The 25,893-nt window shown below is 47.4% G+C and carries 27 protein-coding genes; 17 read left to right on the forward strand and 10 right to left on the reverse strand.

Annotated elements, in window-relative coordinates; translation table 11 throughout:
- From aroE to OCV50_RS14330, 3 genes are all read right to left on the reverse strand, one after another.
- Nucleotides 1-831 carry a shikimate dehydrogenase gene (aroE, locus tag OCV50_RS14320; RefSeq protein ID WP_261903339.1) on the reverse strand — a complete coding sequence of 277 codons (831 nt, stop codon included), beginning with the start codon at nt 829-831 and terminating at the stop codon, nt 1-3.
- Between the two features lie 76 nt (nt 832-907).
- Nucleotides 908-1,825: an oxygen-dependent coproporphyrinogen oxidase gene (gene hemF / locus OCV50_RS14325; protein WP_261903340.1), complete on the reverse strand. Its 918-nt coding sequence runs from the start codon at nt 1,823-1,825 to the stop codon at nt 908-910.
- A gap of 21 nt (nt 1,826-1,846) precedes the next feature.
- Complete coding sequence (locus OCV50_RS14330; RefSeq protein WP_261903341.1) at nt 1,847-2,404, reverse strand: L-threonylcarbamoyladenylate synthase; 558 nt, start codon at nt 2,402-2,404, stop codon at nt 1,847-1,849.
- A 198-nt stretch (nt 2,405-2,602) separates the two neighbouring features.
- On the opposite strand from OCV50_RS14330, the gene purE reads away from it, so the two are divergent.
- Both purE and OCV50_RS14340 read left to right on the forward strand, forming a co-directional pair.
- Nucleotides 2,603-3,088 carry a 5-(carboxyamino)imidazole ribonucleotide mutase gene (gene purE / locus OCV50_RS14335; protein WP_004739348.1) on the forward strand — a complete coding sequence of 162 codons (486 nt, stop codon included), beginning with the start codon at nt 2,603-2,605 and terminating at the stop codon, nt 3,086-3,088.
- A 5-nt stretch (nt 3,089-3,093) separates the two neighbouring features.
- Nucleotides 3,094-4,224 (forward strand): 5-(carboxyamino)imidazole ribonucleotide synthase, encoded by a 1,131-nt coding sequence (locus tag OCV50_RS14340; protein WP_261903342.1) that lies wholly within the window; start codon nt 3,094-3,096, stop codon nt 4,222-4,224.
- Nucleotides 4,225-4,265: 41 nt separating this feature from the next.
- Here the strand turns inward: OCV50_RS14340 and OCV50_RS14345 are convergent, their stop codons facing one another.
- From OCV50_RS14345 to OCV50_RS14360, 4 genes are read right to left on the reverse strand one after another with little or no spacing between them, the layout of a single operon-like run.
- The gene (locus OCV50_RS14345) at nt 4,266-4,838 is read right to left on the reverse strand and encodes a DNA topoisomerase family protein (protein ID WP_261903343.1); all 573 of its coding nucleotides are present in this window, start codon (nt 4,836-4,838) and stop codon (nt 4,266-4,268) included.
- 12 nt (nt 4,839-4,850) lie between these two features.
- The gene (locus OCV50_RS14350; RefSeq protein WP_275665802.1) at nt 4,851-5,327 is read right to left on the reverse strand and encodes a DUF494 family protein; all 477 of its coding nucleotides are present in this window, start codon (nt 5,325-5,327) and stop codon (nt 4,851-4,853) included.
- Nucleotides 5,328-5,329: 2 nt separating this feature from the next.
- Nucleotides 5,330-6,442, reverse strand: a complete 1,113-nt coding sequence (dprA, locus tag OCV50_RS14355) for a DNA-processing protein DprA (RefSeq protein ID WP_261903344.1) — start codon at nt 6,440-6,442, stop codon at nt 5,330-5,332.
- Nucleotides 6,443-6,451: 9 nt separating this feature from the next.
- On the reverse strand, nt 6,452-7,528 hold the full coding sequence (locus tag OCV50_RS14360; RefSeq protein WP_261903345.1) for a LysM peptidoglycan-binding domain-containing protein: 1,077 nt from the start codon (nt 7,526-7,528) through the stop codon (nt 6,452-6,454).
- A gap of 140 nt (nt 7,529-7,668) precedes the next feature.
- Here OCV50_RS14360 and def point away from each other — a divergent pair, with 140 nt between their 5' ends.
- The 6 genes from def to OCV50_RS14390 all read left to right on the forward strand — a co-directional run bounded on the left by def (nt 7,669) and on the right by OCV50_RS14390 (nt 14,056).
- Nucleotides 7,669-8,184 (forward strand): peptide deformylase, encoded by a 516-nt coding sequence (gene def / locus OCV50_RS14365; protein WP_032548665.1) that lies wholly within the window; start codon nt 7,669-7,671, stop codon nt 8,182-8,184.
- A 33-nt stretch (nt 8,185-8,217) separates the two neighbouring features.
- Nucleotides 8,218-9,165 carry a methionyl-tRNA formyltransferase gene (gene fmt / locus OCV50_RS14370; protein WP_261903346.1) on the forward strand — a complete coding sequence of 316 codons (948 nt, stop codon included), beginning with the start codon at nt 8,218-8,220 and terminating at the stop codon, nt 9,163-9,165.
- Nucleotides 9,166-9,253: 88 nt separating this feature from the next.
- Nucleotides 9,254-10,534, forward strand: a complete 1,281-nt coding sequence (gene rsmB / locus OCV50_RS14375) for a 16S rRNA (cytosine(967)-C(5))-methyltransferase RsmB (RefSeq protein ID WP_261903347.1) — start codon at nt 9,254-9,256, stop codon at nt 10,532-10,534.
- Between the two features lie 91 nt (nt 10,535-10,625).
- Entirely contained in the window at nt 10,626-12,002 is a 1,377-nt protein-coding gene (gene trkA, locus OCV50_RS14380; RefSeq protein WP_032548662.1) for a Trk system potassium transporter TrkA, read from the forward strand.
- A gap of 20 nt (nt 12,003-12,022) precedes the next feature.
- Entirely contained in the window at nt 12,023-13,468 is a 1,446-nt protein-coding gene (locus OCV50_RS14385) for a TrkH family potassium uptake protein (protein WP_261903348.1), read from the forward strand.
- Nucleotides 13,469-13,492: 24 nt separating this feature from the next.
- The gene (locus tag OCV50_RS14390) at nt 13,493-14,056 is read left to right on the forward strand and encodes a DUF3157 family protein (protein WP_261903349.1); all 564 of its coding nucleotides are present in this window, start codon (nt 13,493-13,495) and stop codon (nt 14,054-14,056) included.
- On the opposite strand, the gene trhA is transcribed toward OCV50_RS14390, so the two are convergent.
- Together trhA and OCV50_RS14400 are read right to left on the reverse strand one after the other, a co-directional pair.
- Nucleotides 14,053-14,706 carry a PAQR family membrane homeostasis protein TrhA gene (trhA, locus tag OCV50_RS14395; RefSeq protein ID WP_261903350.1) on the reverse strand — a complete coding sequence of 218 codons (654 nt, stop codon included), beginning with the start codon at nt 14,704-14,706 and terminating at the stop codon, nt 14,053-14,055. The two genes, OCV50_RS14390 and trhA, sit on opposite strands and share 4 nt — an antisense overlap.
- A 104-nt stretch (nt 14,707-14,810) precedes the next feature.
- Nucleotides 14,811-15,602 (reverse strand): sporulation protein, encoded by a 792-nt coding sequence (locus OCV50_RS14400; protein ID WP_261903351.1) that lies wholly within the window; start codon nt 15,600-15,602, stop codon nt 14,811-14,813.
- Between the two features lie 282 nt (nt 15,603-15,884).
- Between OCV50_RS14400 and OCV50_RS14405 the strand changes: the two genes are divergently transcribed.
- The 6 genes from OCV50_RS14405 to OCV50_RS14430 all read left to right on the forward strand — a co-directional run bounded on the left by OCV50_RS14405 (nt 15,885) and on the right by OCV50_RS14430 (nt 20,966).
- Nucleotides 15,885-16,052: a hypothetical protein gene (locus OCV50_RS14405; RefSeq protein ID WP_239842978.1), complete on the forward strand. Its 168-nt coding sequence runs from the start codon at nt 15,885-15,887 to the stop codon at nt 16,050-16,052.
- 109 nt (nt 16,053-16,161) lie between these two features.
- Nucleotides 16,162-16,425: a YihD family protein gene (locus OCV50_RS14410; protein WP_032548658.1), complete on the forward strand. Its 264-nt coding sequence runs from the start codon at nt 16,162-16,164 to the stop codon at nt 16,423-16,425.
- Between the two features lie 307 nt (nt 16,426-16,732).
- Nucleotides 16,733-18,151 (forward strand): cytochrome c oxidase accessory protein CcoG, encoded by a 1,419-nt coding sequence (ccoG, locus tag OCV50_RS14415; protein ID WP_261903352.1) that lies wholly within the window; start codon nt 16,733-16,735, stop codon nt 18,149-18,151.
- Between the two features lie 74 nt (nt 18,152-18,225).
- Complete coding sequence (locus tag OCV50_RS14420) at nt 18,226-19,212, forward strand: serine/threonine protein kinase (RefSeq protein WP_261903353.1); 987 nt, start codon at nt 18,226-18,228, stop codon at nt 19,210-19,212.
- A gap of 50 nt (nt 19,213-19,262) precedes the next feature.
- Entirely contained in the window at nt 19,263-19,862 is a 600-nt protein-coding gene (locus tag OCV50_RS14425; protein ID WP_032548655.1) for a thiol:disulfide interchange protein DsbA/DsbL, read from the forward strand.
- Nucleotides 19,863-20,009: 147 nt separating this feature from the next.
- Nucleotides 20,010-20,966: a DUF2860 domain-containing protein gene (locus OCV50_RS14430; protein WP_261903354.1), complete on the forward strand. Its 957-nt coding sequence runs from the start codon at nt 20,010-20,012 to the stop codon at nt 20,964-20,966.
- 31 nt (nt 20,967-20,997) lie between these two features.
- Here OCV50_RS14430 and OCV50_RS14435 read toward each other — a convergent pair whose 3' ends face one another.
- Entirely contained in the window at nt 20,998-22,521 is a 1,524-nt protein-coding gene (locus tag OCV50_RS14435) for a YifB family Mg chelatase-like AAA ATPase (RefSeq protein WP_261903355.1), read from the reverse strand.
- Between the two features lie 471 nt (nt 22,522-22,992).
- Between OCV50_RS14435 and ilvG the strand changes: the two genes are divergently transcribed.
- The 3 genes from ilvG to OCV50_RS14450 are packed head-to-tail and all read left to right on the forward strand — an operon-like array spanning nt 22,993 to nt 25,888.
- On the forward strand, nt 22,993-24,639 hold the full coding sequence (gene ilvG, locus OCV50_RS14440) for an acetolactate synthase 2 catalytic subunit (RefSeq protein ID WP_261903356.1): 1,647 nt from the start codon (nt 22,993-22,995) through the stop codon (nt 24,637-24,639).
- A 1-nt stretch (nt 24,640) separates the two neighbouring features.
- Nucleotides 24,641-24,925: an acetolactate synthase 2 small subunit gene (ilvM, locus tag OCV50_RS14445; protein WP_032548651.1), complete on the forward strand. Its 285-nt coding sequence runs from the start codon at nt 24,641-24,643 to the stop codon at nt 24,923-24,925.
- A gap of 12 nt (nt 24,926-24,937) precedes the next feature.
- Nucleotides 24,938-25,888, forward strand: coding sequence for a branched-chain amino acid transaminase (locus OCV50_RS14450; protein WP_239842984.1), 951 nt, complete (start codon nt 24,938-24,940; stop codon nt 25,886-25,888).
- The last annotated feature ends 5 nt before the right edge of the window (nt 25,889-25,893 follow it).

Genomic DNA, 25,893 nt, shown 5'->3' on the forward strand with positions numbered 1-25,893 from the left:
TTAAGCCTCTAGGTTCTTTCTCAATTCTCTGAGGATTTGCTTTGTACCCGGTCTTAGACCTCGCCACAACATAAAGCTTTCAGCCGCCTGACCCACTAGCATGCCTAGGCCATCATAAGCAGCGTGGACACCATTATCCAATGCCCAGCGATTAAAGACCGTGTGTCCCGAACCATAGACCATGTCATAAACGGTACTTGTTGGTGTGAATATCTCGGCGGACACTTTTGGAAGTTCACCGCTCAACCCTGAAGAAGTAGAGTTAATGATCACATCAAAGCCTTCATTCACCTCATCAAGCCCAATGCCTGAGAGATGACCAAAGGAAGTAAACATTTCTGCAAGTAGTTGTGCTTTAGAGGCTGTACGGTTGGCAATCACTAACTGGCGAGGAGTGTGGTCAAGCAATGGCTTAATCACACCTCTTGCTGCACCGCCAGCTCCAAGCAGTAAAATACGAGCGTCTTTTAATACCACTTGGTGTTGCAATAAATCTTGGACAAGCCCCTCACCATCGGTGTTATCACCAATGATCTCACCGTCATCAAGCTTTTTAAGGGTGTTCACGGCGCCAGCTAGTTGAGCTCGCTCGGTTAGGCGATCCGCAAATTGGTATGCGTCTTCTTTAAATGGTGCTGTGACGTTACAGCCTTTACCACCATTGCCAAAGAAATCTTTCGCCGCAATGAGAAAATCACCAGGCTCAGGCTGTTGAGATGTATAGGTAAGTTGCTGGTTCGTTTGGCGGGCAAATAGCGTATGAATAAATGGTGATTTACTTTGACTAATTGGGTTTCCAAAAACGGCATAGCGATCTATGTACTGTGTCATATCCTTACCTAACAGAGCTTATGAAAAAGGGTCATCGAATAACGACCCTATCACTATACCTATAAGGAAGGAAGTCTTACCAAACTCTAGGTTTTAAATAGTCTGTATACAGTAACGCCTCTGGTGAACCCTCTTGAGGTTCGTATCGATACTCCCATCGTGCCAGTGGTGGCATCGACATCAAGATCGACTCAGTACGCCCACCACTTTGTAAACCAAATAGGGTGCCACGGTCATAGACTAGATTGAACTCTACGTAGCGACCACGACGATAGAGCTGGAAATCACGCTCGCGCTCACCGTAAGGGGTTTCTTTACGTCGCTCAACAATTGGTAAATAAGCTTGTGCGTAACCTTCACCAACCGCTTGCATGTAAGCGAAACTCTTCTCAAAGCCCCACTCATTTAAATCATCAAAGAACAAGCCGCCTACACCACGAGTTTCATCACGATGAGGCAAGTAGAAATACTTATCACACCACTCTTTATGTTGCTGATAAACATCATCGCCAAATGGAGCACATAGATCTTTCGCTGTTTGGTGCCAAGATTGGCAATCTTCAGCAAATGGGTAGAACGGGGTCAAGTCGAAGCCACCACCAAACCACCAGATAGGCGCTTCACCCTCTTTCTCTGCAATGAAAAATCGTACATTGGCATGAGAGGTTGGGATATATGGGTTCTTAGGATGGATCACCAAGGAAACACCCATAGCCTCAAATTTTCGGCCGGCAAGCTCTGGTCGATGTGCAGTCGCTGATGCTGGCATCTCTTTGCCTGCGACGTGGGAAAAGTTCACTCCACCCTGTTCAAATACGGCACCATTAGTCATAACACGCGTACGCCCACCACCGCCAAGACGCTCACCAGGCTCACGTTGCCATGCGTCTTCTTCAAACGCCGCAACACCATCGGCTTGTTCTAGCTGTTGGCAAATCGAATCTTGTAAGTTGAGCAAGAACTGCTTTACCGCATCTTTATCAATTGCTGACATGTTTCTTCCTTTGTGCAGGGTTTAGCCCTGTCTTAATATTTGAGAAGTCTTGGCATCACGGATTTCACTTGGCTTATCACGGCCTCCCGTTTCACCCTCAAGTATTGCCACCAGCTTATGACCAAGCTGTTGTTTCACTTCTTCTGTGGTCATACACGGCGGCTCACCCGACAGGTTTGCGCTGGTAGAGGTTAACGGCTTTCCAAGCGCATTACACATCTTCTGTACCAAAGGGTGATCGGTTACACGTACCGCTATTGAATCGAATTGACCACTCACCCAATCCGTCACTTGGCTACTAGCTGGCATGATCCAAGTAACTGGCCCTGGCCATGTCGCTTTCACACTGGCCAGTTGTTCGGCTGTGAGTTGGCTTTCATCTATATAGGGAAGCAGCTGTTCATAGCTAGCAGCAATCAAGATAAGACCCTTTTCCACCGGGCGCTGTTTAAGTTCAAGTAATTTTTGGATGGCTTGCGGGTTATCAGGGTCGCAGCCCACACCAAATACACCTTCAGTTGGGTAAGCGATGACTTCACCTTGTTGTAATGCCTGTAAAGTATTCTGAAAGTTGTCCACGGGTTGCCTCACCTATTTCTGCTATTAAACTCGTTAAGTGTACAAATAATCACTAACTGTGACTAAAGCTATTTGTTTATAAAATGTATCAAATGGCAACTTTGACTGACGCAAACGTTTTCCTTAAGCAATTTTCCCCGTATAATGCGCGCAAATTATCTAAATCACTTAATCAAATCGTACCTGAAGGAGTTTGAGATGACTGTCGGTATTATCATGGGTTCTAAATCTGATTGGCCAACAATGAAGCTAGCAGCAGATATGTTGGATCAATTTGGCGTAGCGTACGAAACAAAAGTGGTTTCTGCTCACCGCACTCCTCAACTATTAGCAGATTACGCAACTAGCGCAAAAGAGCGTGGTATTAAGGTGATCATTGCAGGTGCGGGCGGTGCAGCTCATCTACCAGGTATGGCTGCGGCGTTTACGAGTGTTCCAGTTCTTGGTGTACCTGTTCAGTCGAAGGCGCTGAAGGGTATGGATTCTCTGCTTTCTATCGTGCAAATGCCAAAAGGTATCGCGGTAGGCACGCTAGCTATCGGTGAAGCAGGTGCAGCGAACGCGGGTATTCTAGCGGCACAAATCATTGGTACACACAATGAAGAAGTAATGGCAAAAGTAGAAGCATTCCGCTCTGAACAAACAGAAACGGTACTTGCTAATCCAAACCCTGCAGAGGACTAATTCCCATGCATGTTCTTGTGTTAGGCGCGGGCCAGCTTGCTCGTATGATGTCCCTAGCTGGGGCACCGCTGAATATTGAAATTTCTGCTTTTGATGTTGGCAGCAAAAATATTGTTCATCCATTAACGCAAGCGATTCTAGGTAACGGCTTAGAAAATGCGATAGAGCGCGCGGACGTCATTACTGCTGAGTTCGAACACATCCCTCATGATGTACTTGAAGTGTGTGAGCGCAGTGGCAAGTTCCTACCGACAACCGAAGCGATCAAAGCGGGCGGCGATCGTCGTCTTGAAAAAGCTCTGCTCGACCAAGCAGGTGTGAAGAACGCTAAATACGCGGTGATCAACGCTCGCGAAGACTTTGACCAAGCGATCTCGCATGTTGGCCTACCTATGGTGCTTAAAAGCACACTAGGTGGCTACGATGGCAAAGGCCAATGGCGTCTTAAATCATTAGACGCAGTGGAAAGTGTTTGGGCGGAGATGGCAGAGTGCATCGCGGCGACCGACAACCAAGCGATTGTTGCAGAAGAGTTTGTCCCATTTGATCGTGAGGTTTCTTTAATTGGTGCTCGTGGTAAAGATGGCGAAATTCAGGTTTACCCATTGGCTGAAAACGTTCATACCAATGGAGTGCTGAGTCTATCGACAGCGATTGATGACATTGAGCTACAGGAACAAGCTAAGACGATGTTCACTGCGGTTGCTGAGCGCTTGGATTACGTTGGTGTGCTAGCGCTTGAGTTCTTTGATGTTCAAGGTGCACTACTCGTTAACGAGATTGCGCCACGTGTTCATAACTCTGGTCACTGGACGCAACAAGGTGCTGAGACTTGTCAGTTTGAGAATCACCTTCGTGCCGTATGTGGTATGCCGTTAGGTAGCACTAAGCTGATTCGCCCGACTGCAATGATCAATATCCTTGGTGAAGACACACTACCAAATGAGATCCTAGCGCAAGCAGGGTGCCACGTTCACTGGTATGGCAAAGAAAAACGTGCAGGTCGTAAGATGGGTCACATCAACGTCAGTGCTGACTACACTGCAGAACTGCAACGCACGCTTTGCGGTCTAGCGAATATTCTGGATAAAGCAGCCTACCCTGCAATCCATGATTTTGCCGAGCAGATGCAGTAAGTTAAAATCAATTAAAAACGGCGCTCAATGAGCGCCGTTTTTTATGCTTGTTCTTGAATGTGGTGACACTTTCGATCAGCACACTGCTTTTTAACGCCATGTGCTGTTTTCTTCTCGACCAACAATGGGAATCGGCAAACTTCACAACGACCAATAATCGGTGGCTGATTTACTGCAAACTTGCACTTTGGGTAGTTATCACATGCAAAGAACAGTTTTCCGTAGCGAGACTTACGCTCAACAAGATGGCCTTTTCCACACTCTGGGCAGGCGACTTGTGGCGCTTGCGTCTGTTCTTCTTTCGGTTGATCGAGTGACTCTATGTGATGGCACTCTGGATAGCTGCTGCAGCCGATAAACATACCGTAGCGCCCCTGTCTTAATACCAACTCACTTTGGCATTTAGGACAAGGCACACCGAGCTCTTTGACGATATGTCCATCGTTTTGATGCAGCGGCTTGATGTAGTCGCATGCTGGGTAATGAGTACACCCCATAAACGGGCCGTGCTTACCGTGACGAAGCTGTAACTCACCATCACACTGAGGACACGCTTCATGTTCGAGCGCATGCTCATGGGCGGAAAAAAGCTGATGATCGATCTTACTACTCATGACAAGCCTGTATTAATGCAAGATACCTTGCTCTTTGGTGTACAACAGCTCTTCCATTTGCGTGTAAGCACTCTCATTACCTGGTACGTTAAACAGCACCATTAAGATAATCCATTTGAGATCATCCAACTCAAACTCATTGGTTTCTAACCCCATCACTCGGTCGATCACCATCTCACGAATTTCAGTGGTCAGCACATTAATTTGCTCTAAGAATAGAAGAAAGCCGCGACACTCTAGATTGATTCGTGCCATTTCTCGCTTGGTATACACACGCATGGAGGTATTCGAAGAGACCGAAATCGCCGCTTGGCTGTCGGTTTCTTGCAATGCAGCGAGATCTTCTAACCAGTGAAGCGCCTTATAAATATCGTCTTGGTGAAACCCTGCTCGAAGTAATTCTTCTTCAAGCTCGTCTTGATCCACCTGCAATTCAGAATCGCTATGGATGTAGGTTTCAAACAGGTACATCAGAATGTCCATCATCATAGCTAGCCTCTCCCCTTTCGAATATAGCCACCAGAAACTGCAACAACATGCCCTAAAAGTTCTAACTCTAAGAGCTGCATCATGACCTCATGCACAGGTATATGGGTTCGCTGTGCCAAAATATCAACGGGTGTCGCCTCTAACCCTACGTTAGCTAACAGATGTGGAAATGGCAATTGTTCATTTGCATTGTCAGTTGTTGGCGCATCAAACAGACTGGGTTGTACTTCAATAGACCAATCTAATAGGCTTTTTATTTCAACAAGGACATCTTGAGCACTCTGCACTAGGCAAGCGCCCGACTTGATTAAACTGTTTCCTCCACGACTGGTAGGGCTGTGTATTGAACCTGGCAAAGCAAAGACTTCACGCCCTTGTTCTAATGCGTAGCGAGCCGTAATCAAGGAACCGCTCTTTTCCGCCGCTTCAACCACCAATGTACCTAGCGACAAGCCACTAATAATGCGATTACGACGCGGGAAGTTTTCAGGACGCGGCTTAGCAGAAGGGCGAAACTCAGAGATTAACGCCCCTTGTTCTGCGACTCGTTCCGCGAGTTTACGATGACGAGCCGGATAAACCGCATTCAACCCAGAGCCTAATACAGCAAAGGTTTCTCCTCCACCCGACAAGGCTCCATCATGGGCATAACCATCAATACCGAGCGCCAGGCCACTAGTAACAATCAAACCACTCTGGGCGAATTCTCGAGCGAAGGCTTTGGCTGTTTGCAAGCCTTCCAAGCTCGCATTGCGACTGCCGACCATCGCGATCTGAGGGTCACTCAGTGTTTTAATATTGCCGCGCACAAATAAGGCGCTCGGCGCACTGGCTATCTGTCGCAAGCAAGGTGGATACGCTGCACATTGGTGAGTAACGATATGATGTGTCGAATCTTGTGCTTGCCATGCTAAGCACTCTTCAATTAGAGGCTCAGTTTTGAATTTGAGGTAGGTTATTTGCGAATCTGAAAAACCAAGAGCCGACAGCTGTTCGTGGGTGTAATCAACAAGATTTTGAGGTGAATCGATAGCCAGCAAGCGCTTAAGACGCTTCATACCCAACTTAGGGACAAAACTTAACCTCAACCACGCCGCTAGCTCTTGCTCTGTCATGAGAGAACCCTACTCGCCTGAGCCATCACTTAGGAGCGGTGACACAGCCAAGGTGTCCTGACTAATAGGTTTACTGCTTTGAGTGACTAAAGCCAAACTGAAATACTGATAGGGCCTTATTACCATCAGATTCCCTATCTCAGTATTTGGCAATTGGATCTTATCGCCCAATGTCTCACTGTCGTAACTGTAGTCACCCTGCTGACCATAGACCACAGCGCCAGACTGACTAAGTGAAAACATCGAACCTTGGCGAAGGTTGTCGTGTGTACCTCTATCAATCACCACCACCTGATTCTTGGCACTGAATTTCCCGCCCTCCAAGGACCCTACGATATGTGCAAACTGCCCTGCAGCAGTCGGAGTCGGGTAAAAGGTCGTCGTCAGTGTGGCTTGATCGATATTCAATACAGGCAGCACTACATCATTCACTAAAATCTCTTGCTGCTGAGAATCGACCTGCAAACTACTAAAAGAGGTTTCTACGGAATGAAGGCGAGCATTAGCCACTAAACGCAGCGATATCATCGAAGACTGAGGGTTACTGCGTTGATACTCCGCAACCGCTCGGTAAATACCCCACTTTTGATGTTGCTGTTGTCCTGAGATAAACAGTCGATCTTGAGCCGTTAAAAACTTGCGCCCATCGCTGGTTCCCAATACACGCTCAGCTGCGTCGACCTCCGATTGAGTCACGAGTCGGTCCGATTGAAGATACGGAAGAACAAGCCCCTCATCGACCGTCGGTACTGCTTTTTTGTCTCTAACTCGAATCTTAGGGCTCAATTTAATAACGGGTTTAAGGCTTAAGACGGGCTGGCCATTCAACCAAACTAGGGAGAGCTTATCCCCTGGATAAATCAGATGGGGATTATCTATCTCTGGGTTCACCTGCCATAAACGCGGCCATAACCAAGGGCTGTCGAGGTACATCTCTGAAATATCCCACAAGGTATCACCTTTCTCCACGATGTACGTCTTGGGCGCGTCTTGTTTTATGTTCAGAGGAGTTGGGGGTTGCTGGGCCAGTGTCGCGGCTGAAAATGGTAGAAAAACTAGCGATAACCTTGTTAAAAAATGGCGCATGACCTCGGTTCCTTGGTCTGGATATATGACATCTAATCGTAGAATTACCTTCAGGATGCTGTCATTTGGCCTATAAAATGTCTAGAATTGAGCCAACAAGGTTTAAGCTGTTTCGGCACAGTTCAATATTTCGAGTGTATATGTCTGTATTACAAGTATTAACATTACCAGATGATCGTCTACGTACCGTGGCGAAACCGGTAAAAGAAGTTACCCCAGAGATTCAAAAGTTCGTTGATGACATGATTGAAACCATGTACGACGAAGAGGGCATTGGCCTTGCAGCAACGCAGGTTGATTTCCACCAACGTATTGTAGTTATCGATATTTCAGAGACACGTGATGAGCCAATGGTGCTGATCAACCCTGAAATCATCGAGAAGCGCGGTGAAGATGGCATCGAAGAAGGTTGTCTATCTGTTCCTGGTGCTCGCGCACTTGTGCCTCGTGCGGCAGAAGTTACCGTGAAAGCACTAGACCGCGATGGTAAAGAGTACACCTTCGACGCTGACGACCTACTGGCTATCTGTGTTCAACATGAGCTTGATCACCTAGAAGGTAAGTTGTTTGTTGATTACCTATCGCCACTAAAGCGCAAACGTATTCAAGATAAACTAGCTAAGATCAAACGTTTCAACGAGAAACAAGCAAAATAAGCGCTAGTTAAACTAATTAGAAGGAAGCCTACCTTGAGTCAGTCTTTAAGAATTGTCTTCGCAGGTACTCCGGATTTCGCCGCCCGTCACTTGGCGGCGTTGTTGTCTTCGGAGCATGAAGTTATTGCGGTTTACACCCAACCGGATCGCCCTGCAGGTCGTGGTAAGAAGCTAACGGCAAGCCCAGTTAAAAACATCGCCCTTGAACATGATATTCCGGTTTACCAACCTGAGAACTTCAAGTCAGACGAAGCGAAGCAAGAGTTGGCTGATCTTAATGCCGACATCATGGTTGTAGTCGCTTATGGCCTGCTGCTACCTCAAGTGGTGCTAGACACTCCTCGCTTGGGTTGTATCAATGTTCACGGCTCTATCCTACCGCGCTGGCGTGGTGCTGCGCCTATCCAACGCTCTATCTGGGCAGGTGATGCAGAGACAGGCGTAACTATCATGCAGATGGATATCGGCTTAGATACGGGTGATATGCTCAGCATTGCTACGCTACCAATCGAAGCAACCGACACCAGTGCTTCAATGTACGAGAAGCTCGCTGGTCTTGGCCCTGATGCTCTTGTTGAGTGTTTAGCTGACATCGCTGCAGGTAAAGCTGTTGCAGAGAAGCAAGACGACGAACTTGCTAACTACGCGAAGAAGCTGAGCAAAGAAGAGGCGCGCATCAACTGGAGTGACGACGCAGCACATATTGAGCGCTGTGTTCGCGCCTTCAACCCATGGCCAATGAGTCACTTTGAAGCCGCAGAAAACAGCATCAAGGTATGGCAAAGCCGTGTGGCAGAGCAAACCACTGATAAGCCAGCAGGTACCATTCTGCAAGCGGATAAAACCGGCATCTATGTAGCAACCGGACAAGGTGTCCTTGTTCTTGAACAACTACAAGTACCGGGCAAAAAAGCGATGTCAGTACAAGATATCTTGAACTCTCGCGCAAGTTGGTTTGAGGTGGGCACGCAGCTCATCTAACCCTTGCAAGACTGCACTCAATGTAGTCTATAACCTTTACGAGGGCAGAGATGTCCTCATGTATTCAATATAATAGTCGGTACTCCCCATGAATGTTCGCGCTGCTGCTGCCAATGTCCTGTTTCAAGTTGTCGATAAAGGCCACTCTCTTTCACACGCACTACCTGCGGCTCAAAAAACGATCCGCCCACGTGACCATGCTCTACTGCAAGAGATCTGTTATGGCGCTCTGCGCTACTTGCCTCGCCTAGAATCTATCGCCAACCAATTAATGGACAACCCGTTAAAAGGCAAGAAACGTGTTTTCCATCACCTGATCCTGGTTGGTATTTACCAACTGAGCTTCATGCGTATCCCTTCGCACGCAGCCGTCGGTGAGACAGTAGAAGCGACCAAAACGCTGCGCGGGCAGAACCTAAGTGGCTTAATCAACGCGGTACTACGCAATTACCTACGCGATCAAGAAGCTCTGGATGAGGCTGCGGTAAGTCACAACGCTGGCAAGTACGGCCACCCAAGCTGGATCCTAAAAATGCTACAAGAAAGCTACCCAGATCAATGGGAGCAACTTGTCGAAGCGAATAACAGCAAGGCACCAATGTGGCTGCGCGTGAACCGCCAGCATCACACCCGTGATGAATACGCTGAGCTACTTAAAAACGAAAACATTGAATACAGTCTGCACTCACAAGCTGCAGATGCCATAAAATTAGCTGCGCCGTGCGATGTCACTCTGCTTCCAGGCTTTGATAAAGGTTGGATTTCGGTACAAGATGCTGCTGCACAATTGTCGGTTGATTACTTGACGCCAAAAGATGGCGAACTGATTCTGGATTGCTGTGCCGCTCCGGGTGGTAAAACTGCACATATCCTTGAGCACACTAACGACACAGAAGTGGTTGCGATCGATGCAGACCCGAAACGTCTAGACCGCGTCTATGACAACCTAGAGCGCCTCCAATTGCGTGCTGATGTCATTTGTGGTGATGCTCGATACCCACAAGAGTGGTGGAGTGGTGAACAATTTGATCGTATTCTGCTTGATGCCCCTTGTTCGGCAACTGGTGTAATTCGCCGCCACCCAGACATCAAGTGGTTACGCCGAGCGTCAGACATTCAAGCACTCGCAGAGCTGCAAAGCGAAATCATGGACGCAATGTGGGGACAATTAAAAGCTGGCGGCACTATGGTGTATGCGACCTGCTCTATCACACCACAAGAGAACGTACTTCAAGTGAAAGCGTTCCTTGAGCGTACGACGGATGCAACACTTGTCGGCTCCGATATCGAACAACCAGGTCGTCAAATATTACCTGGTGAAGAAGATATGGATGGTTTCTACTACGCAGTGTTAGTGAAACAAGCATAATTATACAGCGGCTAAGAAGGGGTTCTTAGCCGCTGTTTCGTTGTGGTGAATATCACCAAGGCGTTAAATAACAAAAAATAAGAGATAGGCTATGAAGATCATTATCCTAGGTGCTGGACAAGTAGGCGGTACCCTTGCTGAGAACTTGGTAGGTGAAAACAATGACATCACTATTGTCGATCGCGATGGCGACCGACTGCGTGAACTTCAGGACAAATATGACCTTAGGGTAGTCAATGGCTATGCCAGCCACCCGAATACACTGCGCGAAGCCGGTGCTCAAGATGCCGATATGTTGGTTGCGGTAACCAATATGGATGAGACAAACATGGCCGCGTGTCAGGTCGCCTTTTCTCTGTTTAATACTCCGAACCGAATTGCCCGTATTCGCTCTCCTGAATACTTGGAAGAGAAAGAAGCACTGTTCAAGTCTGGTGCTATCCCTGTTGACCACCTTATTGCTCCAGAAGAGCTGGTGACCAGCTACATTGAACGCCTAATCCAATACCCGGGCGCACTTCAAGTCGTCAGCTTCGCTGAGCAAAAAGTAAGCCTAGTAGCGGTAAAAGCCTACTATGGTGGCCCACTAGTGGGTAACGCACTGTCAGCGCTGCGCGAGCACATGCCACACATCGATACCCGCGTAGCTGCTATTTTCCGTCAAGGTCGTCCAATTCGACCACAAGGTACTACCATCATTGAAGCCGATGATGAGGTGTTCTTCGTTGCGGCAAGTAACCATATCCGCTCTGTCATGAGTGAGCTACAACGCCTTGAGAAGCCTTATCGCCGCGTCATGATTGTTGGTGGTGGTAACATCGGTGCCAGCTTAGCGAAGCGCCTAGAGCAGAGCTACAGCATCAAGCTGATTGAACGCAGCTACACCCGTGCCGAGAAGTTGTCTGAAGAGCTTGAAAACACCATCGTCTTCTGTGGTGATGCGGCAGACCAAGAACTACTGACCGAAGAAAATATCGACCAAGTAGACGTGTTCATCGCGCTCACCAATGAAGACGAAACCAACATCATGTCAGCAATGTTGGCGAAACGAATGGGTGCTAAGAAGGTAATGGTGCTGATTCAGCGCGGTGCTTACGTCGACCTAGTACAAGGTGGTGTGATTGATATTGCGATATCTCCACAGCAAGCCACAATTTCTGCGCTACTGACGCACGTTCGTCGTGCCGATATCGTCAACGTATCATCTCTACGTCGCGGTGCTGCCGAGGCAATCGAAGCCATTGCTCACGGTGACGAAACCACTTCAAAGGTTGTCGGCCGAGCGATTGGCGACATAAAACTGCCACCAGGTACCACTATTGGTGCGATTGTGCGTGGTGAAGAGGTTCTTATCGCGCACGATAGAACTGTGATCGAACAAGATGACCACGTTGTGATGTTCTTGGTTGATAAAAAATACGTCCCGGACGTTGAGTCGCTATTCCAACCGAGTCCGTTCTTCCTATAAGAACGCACCAGTAAAACATCATGGTTAACTTACGCCCCATTCTATTGGTTATTGGGTTGGTGCTCTCCAAGCTCGCCCTGTTCATGTATGTGCCAACTCTGGTGGCATTCTTTACGGGAACGGGTGGCTTTCTAGAGTTTGGTCAATCGGTGGTGATCACCCATGTGATCGCCTTTATCTGCCTGAGCTTAGGCCGAACCGCACACTTCCGCCTTGGGGTCAGGGACATGTTCCTTATTACCTCACTAGTTTGGACCATCGCCAGCGCCTTTGCCGCATTGCCATTTGTGTTCATCAACCATATTAGCTTTACCGATGCCTACTTTGAGACCATGTCCGGTATCACCACTACCGGTTCTACCGTTCTCAGTGGTCTAGATAACATGGCGCCTAGTATCCTGCTGTGGCGCTCTATCTTGCAGTGGCTAGGTGGGGTCGGCTTCATTGTGATGGCGGTAGCCGTACTACCAATGCTCAATGTTGGTGGTATGCGCTTATTCCAAACCGAATCGTCGGATTGGTCTGATAAAAGTAGTCCACGCGCTAAAACGGTAGCCAAGAACATTGTTGCCGTGTATCTGGTACTAACAGGGCTGTGCTTTATCAGCTATCTGTTTGCCGGTATGGGGATGTTTGATGCCATCAACCACGCCTTTACTACGCTCTCTACAGGCGGTTACTCCACCTCTGATGGCTCGATGAACCACTTCTCCAACAGTGCGCACTGGGTTGGCACCCTATTTATGTTCCTAGGTGGACTACCTTTCCTACTGTTTGTTAGCGCCCTGCGCGGACGTAAACTCGCCCCGCTTTACAAAGACGCTCAGGTTCGAGGTTTCACTTACCTCTTTCTCGCCTCAAGTGTTGTGATTTCAATGTGGTTAGTGATACGCGACGGCTACTCCGTAATGGATGCTCTGCGTGTGTCGATGTTTAATATCGTCTCTGTGGTCACCACCACAGGGTTTGGCTTAGAAGACTTCACCGCTTGGGGGGCTCTGCCAACAACTCTGTTTGCATTCTTGATGATGGCAGGAGCATGTTCAGGCTCAACCTCTGGTGGCATCAAAATATTCCGTTTCCAGATCGCAATGACCATGCTGCACAAACAGATGATGAAACTGATTCACCCTTCAGGCGTATTTGTTCAGCGTTACAACCAACGGCCAGTCAACGACGACATCGTTCGCTCTTTAGTGGCCTTTGGTTTGATGTTCTTTATTACTATTATCTTAATTGCAGGTGGCTTAAGTGCGATGGGACTCGATCCAATCACCAGCATTTCCGGTGCAATCACCGCGGTGGCCAACGTGGGCCCAGGCATGGGTAGTGTGATTGGTCCAACAGGAAACTTTGCACCACTTCCAGATGCAGCAAAATGGTTGCTAAGTTTTGGTATGCTGATGGGAAGGCTTGAGATCTTGACCCTGTTGGTACTGTTCTTCCCAGCCTTCTGGCGTCGTTAATTAAGCATTAAAAAGGAAACCATTATGCGATCTTACCTATTGATGGCTAGCGTACTACTCAGCGGTACTGCATTCGCTGATCAACTGATCACCCTACCTGATGGCAAACAGGTCAATCTCAAAGATGACTTTACATGGGAGTACGTAACGACCAAAGCTGAATCGGAAGTCACTACTTCGGATGCATCAGCGAAGCCAAGCATCGCTGCGATTCCTGTTGCGACAGCCATTACAGGTACCACGATTAAGCTTAACGATACTAAGCCGAGCTTGCAGTTGTCGAAGTCTGGTGTAGATATTCTACTTGGCGCTGCAAGCTATCAAGATGGTGAACTCATCATTCCAACAGCAATCACTAACCAAGGCACTCAGCCAATCATCTTGGTTTCACTGAAGGTTAAAGTGCTCTCGACAGACGGTAAGGTGCTCGCAGAACAACAGGTTGATACTTGGAAATCCATCAAACGTATGGCTGATACCTACCTTCGCCCACAAAGCAGCGCCGAAGGTAAGTCGATTAAGCTAGCACTGGATAAACAAGACAAGTACCAACTCCAAGCTGAAGTGATTGAGGTTTTGGCTCGCTAAACTGGCGTAACGTATAGATAGATAGCAAAGAAATGACAAGCGCATCCCGCCAATACAAACAGGTGCCAAATAGCATGGTTGTATGGGATGCGTTTTGCGACATAGAAAATCACACCCAGAGAATAGATAACTCCGCCCGCAGCCAGCAAGATCAAGCCGCCTAAATCCACACTCTTCGCCAGTTGATAAATCACTATCAATGATAGCCACCCCATTGCTAGATACGTAACTAAAGACAAGCGCTTAAAGCGATACACAAAGGCAATTTTCATGACGATACCGACCAAGGCTATCGCCCAAATCACGCCCATTAACCCAAAAGCCAACGGCGTTCTCAAGCTGACCAATAAGAACGGGGTGTAGCTGCCAGCGATCAACAAATAGATCGCACAGTGATCGAGGGTTTTCAGTAACCGCTTAGTTTTTTCGGTGGTAATCGAATGATAGAGAGTGGAAGCCAAAAACAACAAGATAATACTGCTGCCGTAGGTCGCCATACTTGCCACGGTAAGTAAATCCGCATTGAACTGATCGGCTTTGATGAGCAGTAAGATTAAACCAACAACACCCAACACCACCCCAAGGCCGTGTGTGATCGCATTGGCTCGCTCTTCTATTTCACTATATTCACTGACGTTGGCTTCAGACATGGGCATCCTACTAGAGTAATCGAACAATTACTCTAGTATTACACATTAAGCTTACACGTGTAAGCTTAAATTTTTATGCACCGTATCATAGTCGGATTAAGGAGCTAAGAGACGCTCTCCAAATACTCTATCACCATCTCACCGGCTTGCTGTGGTGAGGTATCAAGAGGAATGCTTAGCTGGCGTTTGAGTTTGCCGACACCAAGTAGGCTCGCCAACATACCTTTAGCACCATCACGATTGCGGTCGATCTCAAACCACATCTTTAGCTCTTGCTCATCTCTATGGGCCACGACCTCTAACTCACGCCAACGGCCATGATAGGGCCCAGTCGTTGGTACAAACTCAAACTCTTGAACAAACGGTAACTCAAAGCCATCTACCGCTTCACACTCAACTTGTCGAATGCGTAAGCCTTGGGCTTCAAGCTTGTTAAAGATGCCATCAAGCAACTCGTCAGGACGAACCGTGAGCACATCTTTATCAGATGGGTCGATTGCCATCGCGATGTCTAATCCGGTTTCCAACCACACTTTCGCATCACCAATGGTGACCGGCGTATTGAGTGGAACATCAAACTCGCACTCGAAATCACGCGTTTCGCCCGGCTCAATCGTGAAGGCATAAGGCAGGCTCCACTTCGCCAGTGAGTATGTTTGATGAACGCGACGCGTCTGACCTCGATCTTGCTTATCGGGGTTAATAGGAACTTCCTTGATGTAACGGCAGCACAAGTTGAGGTCGATGTTATCGATCTCTTGAGGTTGAGAGCCACCGTAAACGTGCACAATAATGTTGGCTTTACGGCCAGGGTAAAGCACTTCTTGCTGCAGTACTGAATCTACTTTCGCCGATCCAATACCAAAACTTGCTAGCGTTTTCTTTAAGAACGACATATGCACCTCCTTTAAAGCACCATCTTAAGCCTGAAAGAGGTTCAAACTCAAATATACTGCTCACACAATTTTAGCTGTTATTGGCGGGTATTTTTCCAACAAGCATCGATCGTTCAACCAGATGATGATAATCTGTTATTGATATGCACGCATATCATTATCCTGATTCATGATTGGATTGGCGAAAGCCAGACGAGCCTAACTTTAAGCAATTAAAGCGCAGCTCATTTTGGATCAGGCCATTAAATTGGCAATGGATATGCCTGACCGTTAGGTAACTCAATGCGACCAACAGCTGTCAGGTTTTCGCACACCAACCGTAGTGCGATGCGTCGTCGTAGTGGCTTTGTAGCTGCTCCAACGGCAAAGAAAGTGGCACCAACAATGACTCTTGTCGAGAAGACTGCTCTGCTTACGTCTAGCTCTGCAAAAGTAATTAAAGCCGCATAACAAAAAGCGCAGTTTTTACTGCGCTTTTTTCTTGCCTGTTGGATTGGTATTCCGTATCCGATTTGATACCTTTACTGCAAATCATTATAAAATTTGTGGAGAATAAAAAATGAAATGCCATCGCATTGAAGAGCTGATCGAGCTAATGGAGCCTGAGTGGCAAAAAGACCAAGAGCTAAACCTGCTCGAATTCATTATTAAGCTATCTAAAGAAGCAGGCTACGAAGGTAAATTGGAAGATCTCACCGATGACGTACTGATCTACCACCTTAAGATGCGCAACAGCCAAAAAGACGAGATGATCCCTGGCCTGAAAAAAGACCAAGAAGACGATTTCAAAACTGCAATCCTAAAAGCACGCGGCATCATCTAGTTCCACTCAGTTTCAGCTCAACTCATTTAAAGGCGACCATTCGGTCGCTTTTTTGTTTCTGTTCGCTATTTTTTCGTCACAACTGTTATGAGTTTTGTTGCTAAAGGTTGATAGCGTTAAAGAAATGAGAACAGTATTGTCGCTATAATCGCCTCCCATAAGAATCTTCTAAAATAAGAGTAGCGTGTATAGGGTCCAGTGATATACCAAAGCTACGGTATGCAAGATTCTCCCGCAGAGTTATTAAAGCAATGTCATAAAGTGCCCACACCAAGAAAGGGTACCTATACCATCAAAAGGATAGTCCATGAGTCAGGATAAAATCGATATCAAAGATGTGACTCCTAAAACCTTTAATCCCAAGACACATAAAGGTAATGGAGATCGATTTAACCCCAATAACCGCATCTACGTGCGTGAAAGCAAGGGTAAGTTCCAACAACTGCGCCGCTATGGTGGCTGGTTCCTACTGCTATTGTTTGCGCTGATCCCGTGGATACCGTTTGGAGAGCGACAAGCCATACTGCTCGATATTGGTAATCAGCAGTTTAATTTCTTTGGTACCACGCTCTACCCTCAGGACCTCACCCTGCTGGCGATTCTATTCATGATCGCGGCCTTCGGCCTGTTCTTTATTACCACCTTTTTAGGCCGGGTTTGGTGTGGCTATTTGTGTCCGCAAACCGTTTGGACCTTTATGTACATCTGGTTTGAAGAGAAACTCGAGGGTTCTGCCAACAAACGTAAGAAGCAAGACTCAGGCAAACTCACACCGAATCTAATGATGCGTAAGACCATTAAGCACATCGCTTGGTGGGCAATTGCCTTAGCAACAGGTCTCACCTTTGTTGGTTACTTTATTCCTGTTAAAGAACTAGTCGTTGGTTTCTTCACCTTTGACGCTTCGTTCTGGCCTGTATTTTGGGTGCTGTTCTTCGCTGGCTGTACCTACGCCAATGCGGGTTGGATGCGTTCAATCGTATGTCTACACATGTGTCCGTATGCTCGTTTCCAATCTGCGATGTTTGATAAAGATACCTTTATCGTTGGCTATGACACAGAGCGTGGTGAAAGCCGTGGCCCTCGTTCACGCAAAGCCGACCCTAAAGCACTGGGCTTGGGTGACTGTATCGACTGTAACTTGTGTGTTCAGGTATGTCCGACTGGTATCGATATCCGTGATGGCCTGCAATATGAGTGTATTAACTGTGGCGCTTGTATCGATGCCTGTGACCAAACTATGGATCGCATGGGATATGAGAAAGGGCTGATCAACTACACGACAGAACACCGCCTGGAAGGTCACAATACTAAAGTAATGCGACCGAAACTATTGGGTTACGGTGGCGTGCTACTACTGATGATTGGTTTGTTCTTTGTTCAGGTCGCAAGTGTCGATCCAGCTGGTTTAACTGTGCTTCGTGACCGCAACCAACTATTCAGAATCAACACTCAAGGCTTTGTTGAGAACACCTACACGCTCAAAATCATCAACAAAACCCAACAGGTTCAAGAGTACGATTTAAGTGTTAGCGGGTTACCTGAAGCTATCTGGTATGGTAAGCAGACTGTTGCTGTCGACCCAGGCGAAGTATTGAACCTGCCAATCAGCTTGGGAGCCGATCCAGAAAAACTCAGCTCACCAGTTTCGACAATTCAGTTTATACTCTCGGATAATGAAGAGTTTACGATGGAAGTTGAAAGCCGCTTTATCAAGAAGCTCTAATATCTAGTGGGTGACCACTCGGTATTTCAACCAATCAATGGAAAAAGGCTCAGTAATGAGCCTTTTTTATTTTTATGACCGAACAAGCTTTTAACTTTGACAACCTGACGCCTGATTTCATGTGGTACGCCCTCGAAAGTATTGGAGTTCGTGCCGAGTCAGGCCTATTGGCGCTCAATAGCTACGAAAACCGCGTCTATCAATTTAGCGATGAAGACCGTAAGCGCTATGTTGTGAAGTTCTACCGCCCACAACGCTGGACTAAAGAGCAGATCCAAGAAGAGCATGATTTCGCGCTCGATCTCATTGAACAGGAGATCCCTGTCGCACCACCGATTAAGATCAACGGTCAAACCCTGCATGAGTATCAAGGCTATCTGTTTGCGTTGTTTGATAGTGTCGGAGGGCGTCAATACGAAGTGGATAACCTGGATCAGTTGGAAGGCGTAGGTCGCTTTCTCGGGCGTATCCATAAAGCGAGTTCTGAAAAGCTATTTCAACACCGGCCAACCATCAGCCTCAAGGAATACCTACATCAACCACGCAAGATCTTAGAGAATTCACGCTTTATCCCAACACACATCGAATCGGCTTTCTTCAATGATCTCGACATGTTGATTAAGGCACTCGAAGAACAGTGGTCTGACTCAAGTAAAATTATTCGCCTACATGGCGATTGTCATCCAGGCAATATTTTATGGCGTGATGGGCCGATGTTTGTCGATCTTGACGATGCGCGTAATGGTCCAGCGGTTCAAGACCTATGGATGCTCCTCAGTGGTGAACGCCAAGATAAACTGATGCAGCTCGATATTCTTTTAGAGGCTTATCAAGAGTTCTGCGACTTTAACAGCGCAGAATTGAAACTTATTGAACCACTGCGCGGTCTACGTATGGTGCATTACATGGCATGGCTAGCTAAGCGGTGGGACGATCCAGCGTTTCCTCTGGCCTTCCCATGGTTTAACGACCCGAAATACTGGGAGCAACAAGTACTTGCTTGTAAAGAGCAGATTGCTACCCTACAGGAGCCACCACTTTCGTTAATGCCTCAGTGGTAAGGCAACACTGATAGCAAACAAAAAATTCAAACATAATGGAGATTGAATAAATGAAAAAGCTATTCGCATTTTTCTCATTAGTTATGCTGAGCTTATCAGCTCATGCAGCGCAGTTTAACGAAGGTGAGCACTACAAAGTTCTAGATCTAGAGCCTTCAAAAAAACCTGTGGTTACTGAGTTTTTCTCATTCTACTGCCCACACTGTAATAGCTTCGAACCAATTATTCAGCAGCTAAAAAAACAGCTGCCTGAAGGCGTTAAGCTTCAGAAGAACCACGTATCCTTTATGGGTGGTGCGATGGGTAAACCAATGAGTAAAGCATACGCGACTATGATTGCTCTAAAAGTTGAAGACAAAATGGTCCCAGTGATGTTTAACCGCATCCACAACATGAACAAAGCACCGCGTGATGAAGAAGAGTTGCGTCAAATCTTCCTAGACGAAGGTGTTGATGCGAAGAAATTTGATGCTGCATATAAAGGCTTCGCCGTTGACTCTATGGTTCGTCGCTTTGACAAAGCATTCAAAGACAGCGGCCTATCGGGTGTACCAGCAGTCGTGGTTAACAACCGCTACCTAGTCGATGCGCAAGGTATCAACTCTTTAGATGAGTACTTTGCATTGGTTAACTTCTTATTGAAGAAGTAAATCATTGATAAAAGGGAGCTTCGGCTTCCTTTTTTTTGCTATGCTCAAAAAGCATCATTGATAAAAAATTAATCAGGAACCTTTTAGTATTTGGGTTATCTATAGCTTTTCACTACACACTAACAGGTTGGGCAAGGAGCCCCGCGAATGAAATTCAAGATTACGTTAATAGCGTTGAGCATTGCAGCAACCCCTGCTTTTGCCAAATTGGCCGATGAACAAGGCTTCAGCGGTGAAGTCTCCATCAATGCCGGAGTTACCTCGTCTACTTCAAACTTTAATACCGATGGCGATAGCACTATCACCTCGAATACACAAGAAGCCTCCTCTGAAAGCTCCTTCTTGGTGGCACCACTGGGCAACATTGCTTACACCTTTGGTGAACGCCTAAATCATCAAGTTTATACAGGTACTGCGCGAGATGACGTAGCGACAGGTACCGTTGTACTCGAAGTCGGCTATAAATATCAGCTGCAATCGGGAATGGTGATTGATGCTTCAGTTCTGCCAACCATAATGTCCGGAGAAACCTGGGCTAACCCTTATGACACCAATGTATCTCGTACTGAAACCGATGAGACAGGTAACGCCTTTCGTCTGAAACTAAGCAGTATTGCCGGCTCACCATTTTCACTGGATATGGCCTACGCGACCAGGGATGTTAAGCAAGATAACGTGTCTGATGAGCTCAAACGTGATGGCAATGCTCTCTACTTAAAAGGTCAGTATCGACAACCTCTTAGTCGCAGCCTAATGCTTGTTCCATCCATCATCTACCAAACCCGAGATGCTGATGGTAGTGCTGAGTCTTATGATCAAATTGGTGCTGAGGTTAGCCTATTTGGCGTAGCAGGACGCCATCAATACGTACTTACAGCAGGCTATAACCAACGAGATTACGACGGTGGTAATTCCCTGTACAACAACACCGTCCGTAGTGACGACAACATCAACCTGTTTGCTGCTTATGAATACGAAAAATTCATGAACTGGGACAACTGGTCATTCATTTCATTGGCAGGCTATGGCACCAGTGATTCCAACATTACTTTCTACGATGAGTCTCAATACATCGTTTCTGTTGGTATGAACTACAAGTTCTAATCCATGTACTTCGGTATAGCCAATTTAGTGGCTATACCGCTTGTGCCGTCAACTGCTTCAACAACCTATCCATCGCTCGATACCCCAGCGCCTCTGAAAGGTGCTTCTTGTGAATTTGTTCGCTCCCTTCAAGATCCGCTATTGTACGCGCGACTTTGATGATGCGATGGTAAGCACGAATCGATAAACCCAGCCGATGCAGCGCCGTCTCCAAAAATTGAGCATCTTGTTTATCGAGCGGGCAATGCTTTTCAATTTCTCGACTGCCCAGCAATGCATTGGGTTTTCCCCCTCGCGCTACCATCACTGACCTTGCCTGAACCACACGCTGCTTAACAACCTGTGTCCCTTCACCTCGTTCGCCTCCCTCAGCGAGCATACCTTTGGGCAAAAGCGGGATCTCCAACGACATGTCGAAACGGTCTAAGAGCGGACCAGAGAGCCGATTCAAATAACGCAAAATAATCTGTGGATTCGCTCGTGCTTGATTACCTTCATAGTATCCCGTCGGGCTTGGATTCAACGCGCCAACTAGCTGAAAACGCGCAGGGAAACGAGTCTTTCCCGCCGCACGTGAGATGATGATCTCTCCCGACTCCAATGGCTCTCGCAATGAATCAAGGACCTTTCGCTCAAACTCCGGCATCTCATCAAGGAACAACAACCCATTATGCGCCAGCGAGATCTCTCCCGGCCTTGGGACCGAGCCGCCTCCTACTAAAGCTGCCATAGAGCTGGAGTGATGAGGGGAACGAAACGGGCGCAGCTTCCAGTTGTGCTGATTGATCTCTTGTTGGGTAAGTGACGCCACCGAAGCCGTCTCCATTGCCTCATCATCACTCATCTCAGGCAACAAATCACACAGGCGTGAAGCAAGCATGGTTTTCCCCGTGCCGGGTGGGCCTAAAAACAGTAAGTTATGATTGCCAGCAGCCGCAATCTCTAGAGCTCGCTTCCCTTGTTGTTGACCAATAATATCTTGCAGATCTCGAGTCATGTGCTTTTGAGATCGAGGCTCAGATACATCATTTAAGTTCAATGTGCTTTGACCACAAAGATAACCACACACCTCCAGTAATGTTTGAGCTGACTTGTGTTCCCCTTGCCCAACCAAAGCTGCTTGCTCACCGTTATCATGGGGCACCACCAGCGCACGACTCGCCTTATCGCACGCCAATGTTGCGGGCAGTACTCCTTTAACCCTACGCAATTCACCAGACAAGGCGAGCTCTCCTATGAACTCATGGCTCAATACTTTGGTTTCAGGCAACTGCTCAGAGGCGACTAAAATACCCAACGCAATTGGCAAGTCAAACCGCCCTCCCTCTTTGGGCAGATCAGCGGGAGCAAGATTGACTGTGATACGCTTTGCTGGAAATTCGAACCGTGAGTTGATGATCGCACTGCGTACACGGTCTTTAGACTCTTTCACCGTGGTCTCTGGTAATCCCACTAAAGAGAACCCCGGCATTCCGTTACTAATATGTACCTCAACAGTGACCGCAGGCGCTTCCACTCCTACGCTGGCGCGACTATGAATAATTGCGAGTCCCATAGCTTTCCTTTGTTATTGATTTAAAAGTATTCAGCTTGGGTATTAGTTCCTCACCAAAGCTATAAGGATGTTATATAGCTTGGTGGAATGAGTTTTTAATGTGAAAAAAGAATGACATTTTGCTTGTCATGAAACAGTTTTATGTGATAACACTAGAGATAGATGGTTTTACATACGACAATCGACGAGAAAGCTCGGATTTTATGACACTAAACACACGCCTTTACGCACTGATTAACCTGATTATCGTGGTCATTATTATGACGACGCGGGGGCGTGTGGATAAAAAATAGCCACAAATTTTTAAAACCCCCGCACTGACAAGTCCGGGGGTTTTTTCTAATTTATAGATTCGATTTTTATATTTTGAAGCATTTTCGGCTACGCCGATAGACAGGAAGAATGGGAGCACACGATGTGCAGCAACAAAAGAAATAGTTACCAAAATACCGGTAACCAGGGGGATTTACGATGAAAGGTGCAGAATTAGTCGTATCCGCTTTGAAGCAGCAAGGTATAGACACGGTATTTGGTTATCCAGGCGGTGCCATAATGCCAATCTACGATGCATTGTACGACGGTGGAGTGGAACACATCCTATGTCGTCACGAGCAAGGTGCTGCAATGGCTGCCATAGGAATGGCAAGAGCCACTCAGGATGTTGCAGTATGTATGGCGACCTCTGGTCCAGGCGCCACTAACCTAGTCACCGGCCTTGCCGATGCATTTATGGACTCAATCCCCCTCGTCGCCATTACTGGCCAAGTCGCTAGCTCCCACATTGGTACTGATGCCTTCCAAGAAATGGATGTGATTGGTATGTCTCTCTCTTGTACCAAGCACAGCTACCTCGTTACCGATATTGAAGACCTAGCCCCAACCTTGGCAGAGGCCTTTGAAGTGGCGAAAACTGGTCGTCCTGGTCCAGTTATCGTTGATATCGCTAAAGATGTACAACTTGCTGAAGCGCCAGTCGAAATTCTCCCTTCTTTCACGCCACCAGCAATACCAGTAGCGCCACAAGAAGCAATCGAGACCGCACAACAAGTACTTTCTCAAGCGACCCGCCCTGTACTTTACGTAGGTGGTGGCGTTCAGCTGGCAAAAGCAACCGACTCCGTTCGTGAGTTCTTGCGCCTTAATCCAATGCCAGCAGTGAGTACACTGAAAGGCTTGGGGACTATTGAGCGCAATGACCCACACTATTTAGGCATGCTAGGCATGCACGGCACCAAAGCGGCAAACTTAGTCGTTCAAGAATCCGACCTACTTATCGTAGTCGGTGCACGCTTTGATGATCGAGTAACAGGCAAGCTGGATACCTTTGCACCGCATGCTAAGGTGATTCACATCGATATCGATGCGGCAGAGATCCATAAGCTGCGTCATGCACACGCACCACTGCGCGGTGACATCAACACCATTCTTCCACAGTTAGAGTTAACTCAAGACATCAGCCCTTGGGTTCATCACTCAGAGAGCTTACGCAGTACATTCAAATGGCGCTATGACCATCCAGGCGATCCAATCTTCGCACCACTGCTACTTAAACAGCTTTCCGATATGATGCCAGATAGCTCAATTGTCTCGACCGACGTTGGTCAGCACCAGATGTGGGCGGCTCAGCACATTCAACCGCGTGACCCACAGAACTTCATCACCTCAGCGGGCTTAGGCACAATGGGCTTTGGCCTACCTGCAGCGATGGGAGCAGCCGTTGCTCGGCCTGATGACCAATCGATTCTGATCTCTGGTGATGGTTCATTCATGATGAACGTTCAGGAGCTAGGTACGCTTAAACGCCGTCAGATCCCAGTGAAGATGGTGCTACTCAACAACTCGCGTCTCGGTATGGTACGTCAGTGGCAATCCCTGTTCTTTGATGGTCGCCACAGTGAAACCATTCTTGATGACAACCCAGATTTCGTAATGCTAGCGAAAGCCTTCGATATTCCGGGCAAAACCATCACCAAAAAGGAAGAGGTTGAGCCTGCGATTAAAGAGATGCTTGAGAGCAAAACCGCTTACCTTCTGCATGTCCTGATCGACGAAGAAGAAAACGTATGGCCACTTGTACCACCTGGTGCATCAAATAGTGATATGTTGGAGAACACGTAACATGGAAAGATATTTACTAGACATCAAAGCCGACGATAAACCGGTACTGTTAGAGCGTGTTCTTCGTGTCATTCGCCACCGCGGCTTCATTGTTAAGCAGGTTGCAGGTACGCAAAACCACGAAAGCAAAATCGCGAGCGTTGAGATCATCGTAGATAGCGACCGCCCTATCTCTTTCTTGGTTAATCAGATTGAAAAGCTATGGGATGTACGCACGGTAGATGTGATTTCCATTAGCCGTAACGAACTACCAAACAACAATTTACAACAAAAGATTGGTGCATAAGGAAGCGCAAACATGACAGCAAAAACAGCAGACTACATTTGGTTTAATGGCGAGATGGTTCCTTGGGCTGAGGCGAACGTTCACGTCTTAACTCATGCTATGCACTACGGTACTTCAGTATTTGAAGGCGTTCGTTGCTACAACACACCAAATGGCCCAATCATTTTCCGTCACCCAGAGCACGCTAAGCGACTAAAAGACTCGGCGAAGATCTACCGCTTCCCAATTCCTTACACGGAAGAGCAGATCATGGAAGCAACACGCGAAACACTGCGTCAGAACAAACTAGAATCTGCCTACATCCGCCCTCTTGGCTTTGTCGGTAACGTTGGCCTAGGCGTATGTCCACCAGAAAACACGGAAATGGACCTCATCATCGCGGCCTTCCCATGGGGGTCATACCTAGGCGAAGAAGCACTAGAAAACGGCGTAGATGCGATGATTTCAAGCTGGAATCGTGCAGCGCCTAACACCATCCCAACAGCAGCAAAAGCGGGCGGTAACTACCTATCATCACTACTGGTTGGTGGTGAAGCTCGTCGCCACGGCTACGATGAGGGTATCGCACTGAGTGTTGATGGTTACCTTTCAGAAGGTGCCGGTGAGAACATCTTTGTCGTGAAAGATGGCGTGATCACAACGCCACCAGCGACCAGCGCGATCCTGCCTGGTATTACACGCGACAGCATCATGACTCTAGCACGCGATCGCGGCTATGAAGTTCGTGAAGCAAATATTGCACGTGAAGCGCTTTACCTAGCGGATGAAATATTCATGACGGGTACAGCAGCTGAAATCGTGCCAGTACGTACAGTTGATAAGATTGAAGTCGGTTGTGGTAAACGCGGCCCAATCACTAAAGTAATGCAAGACCTTTACTTTGGCCTATTCAACGGCACCACCGAAGATAAGTGGGGCTGGTTGGATTACGTTTACCCAGAACAAGCACCTTCAGCTCAATAATTTAT

Origin of the sequence: Vibrio fortis, assembly GCF_024347475.1 — a bacterium.
GTDB classification, from domain to species: Bacteria; Pseudomonadota; Gammaproteobacteria; order Enterobacterales; family Vibrionaceae; genus Vibrio; species Vibrio fortis.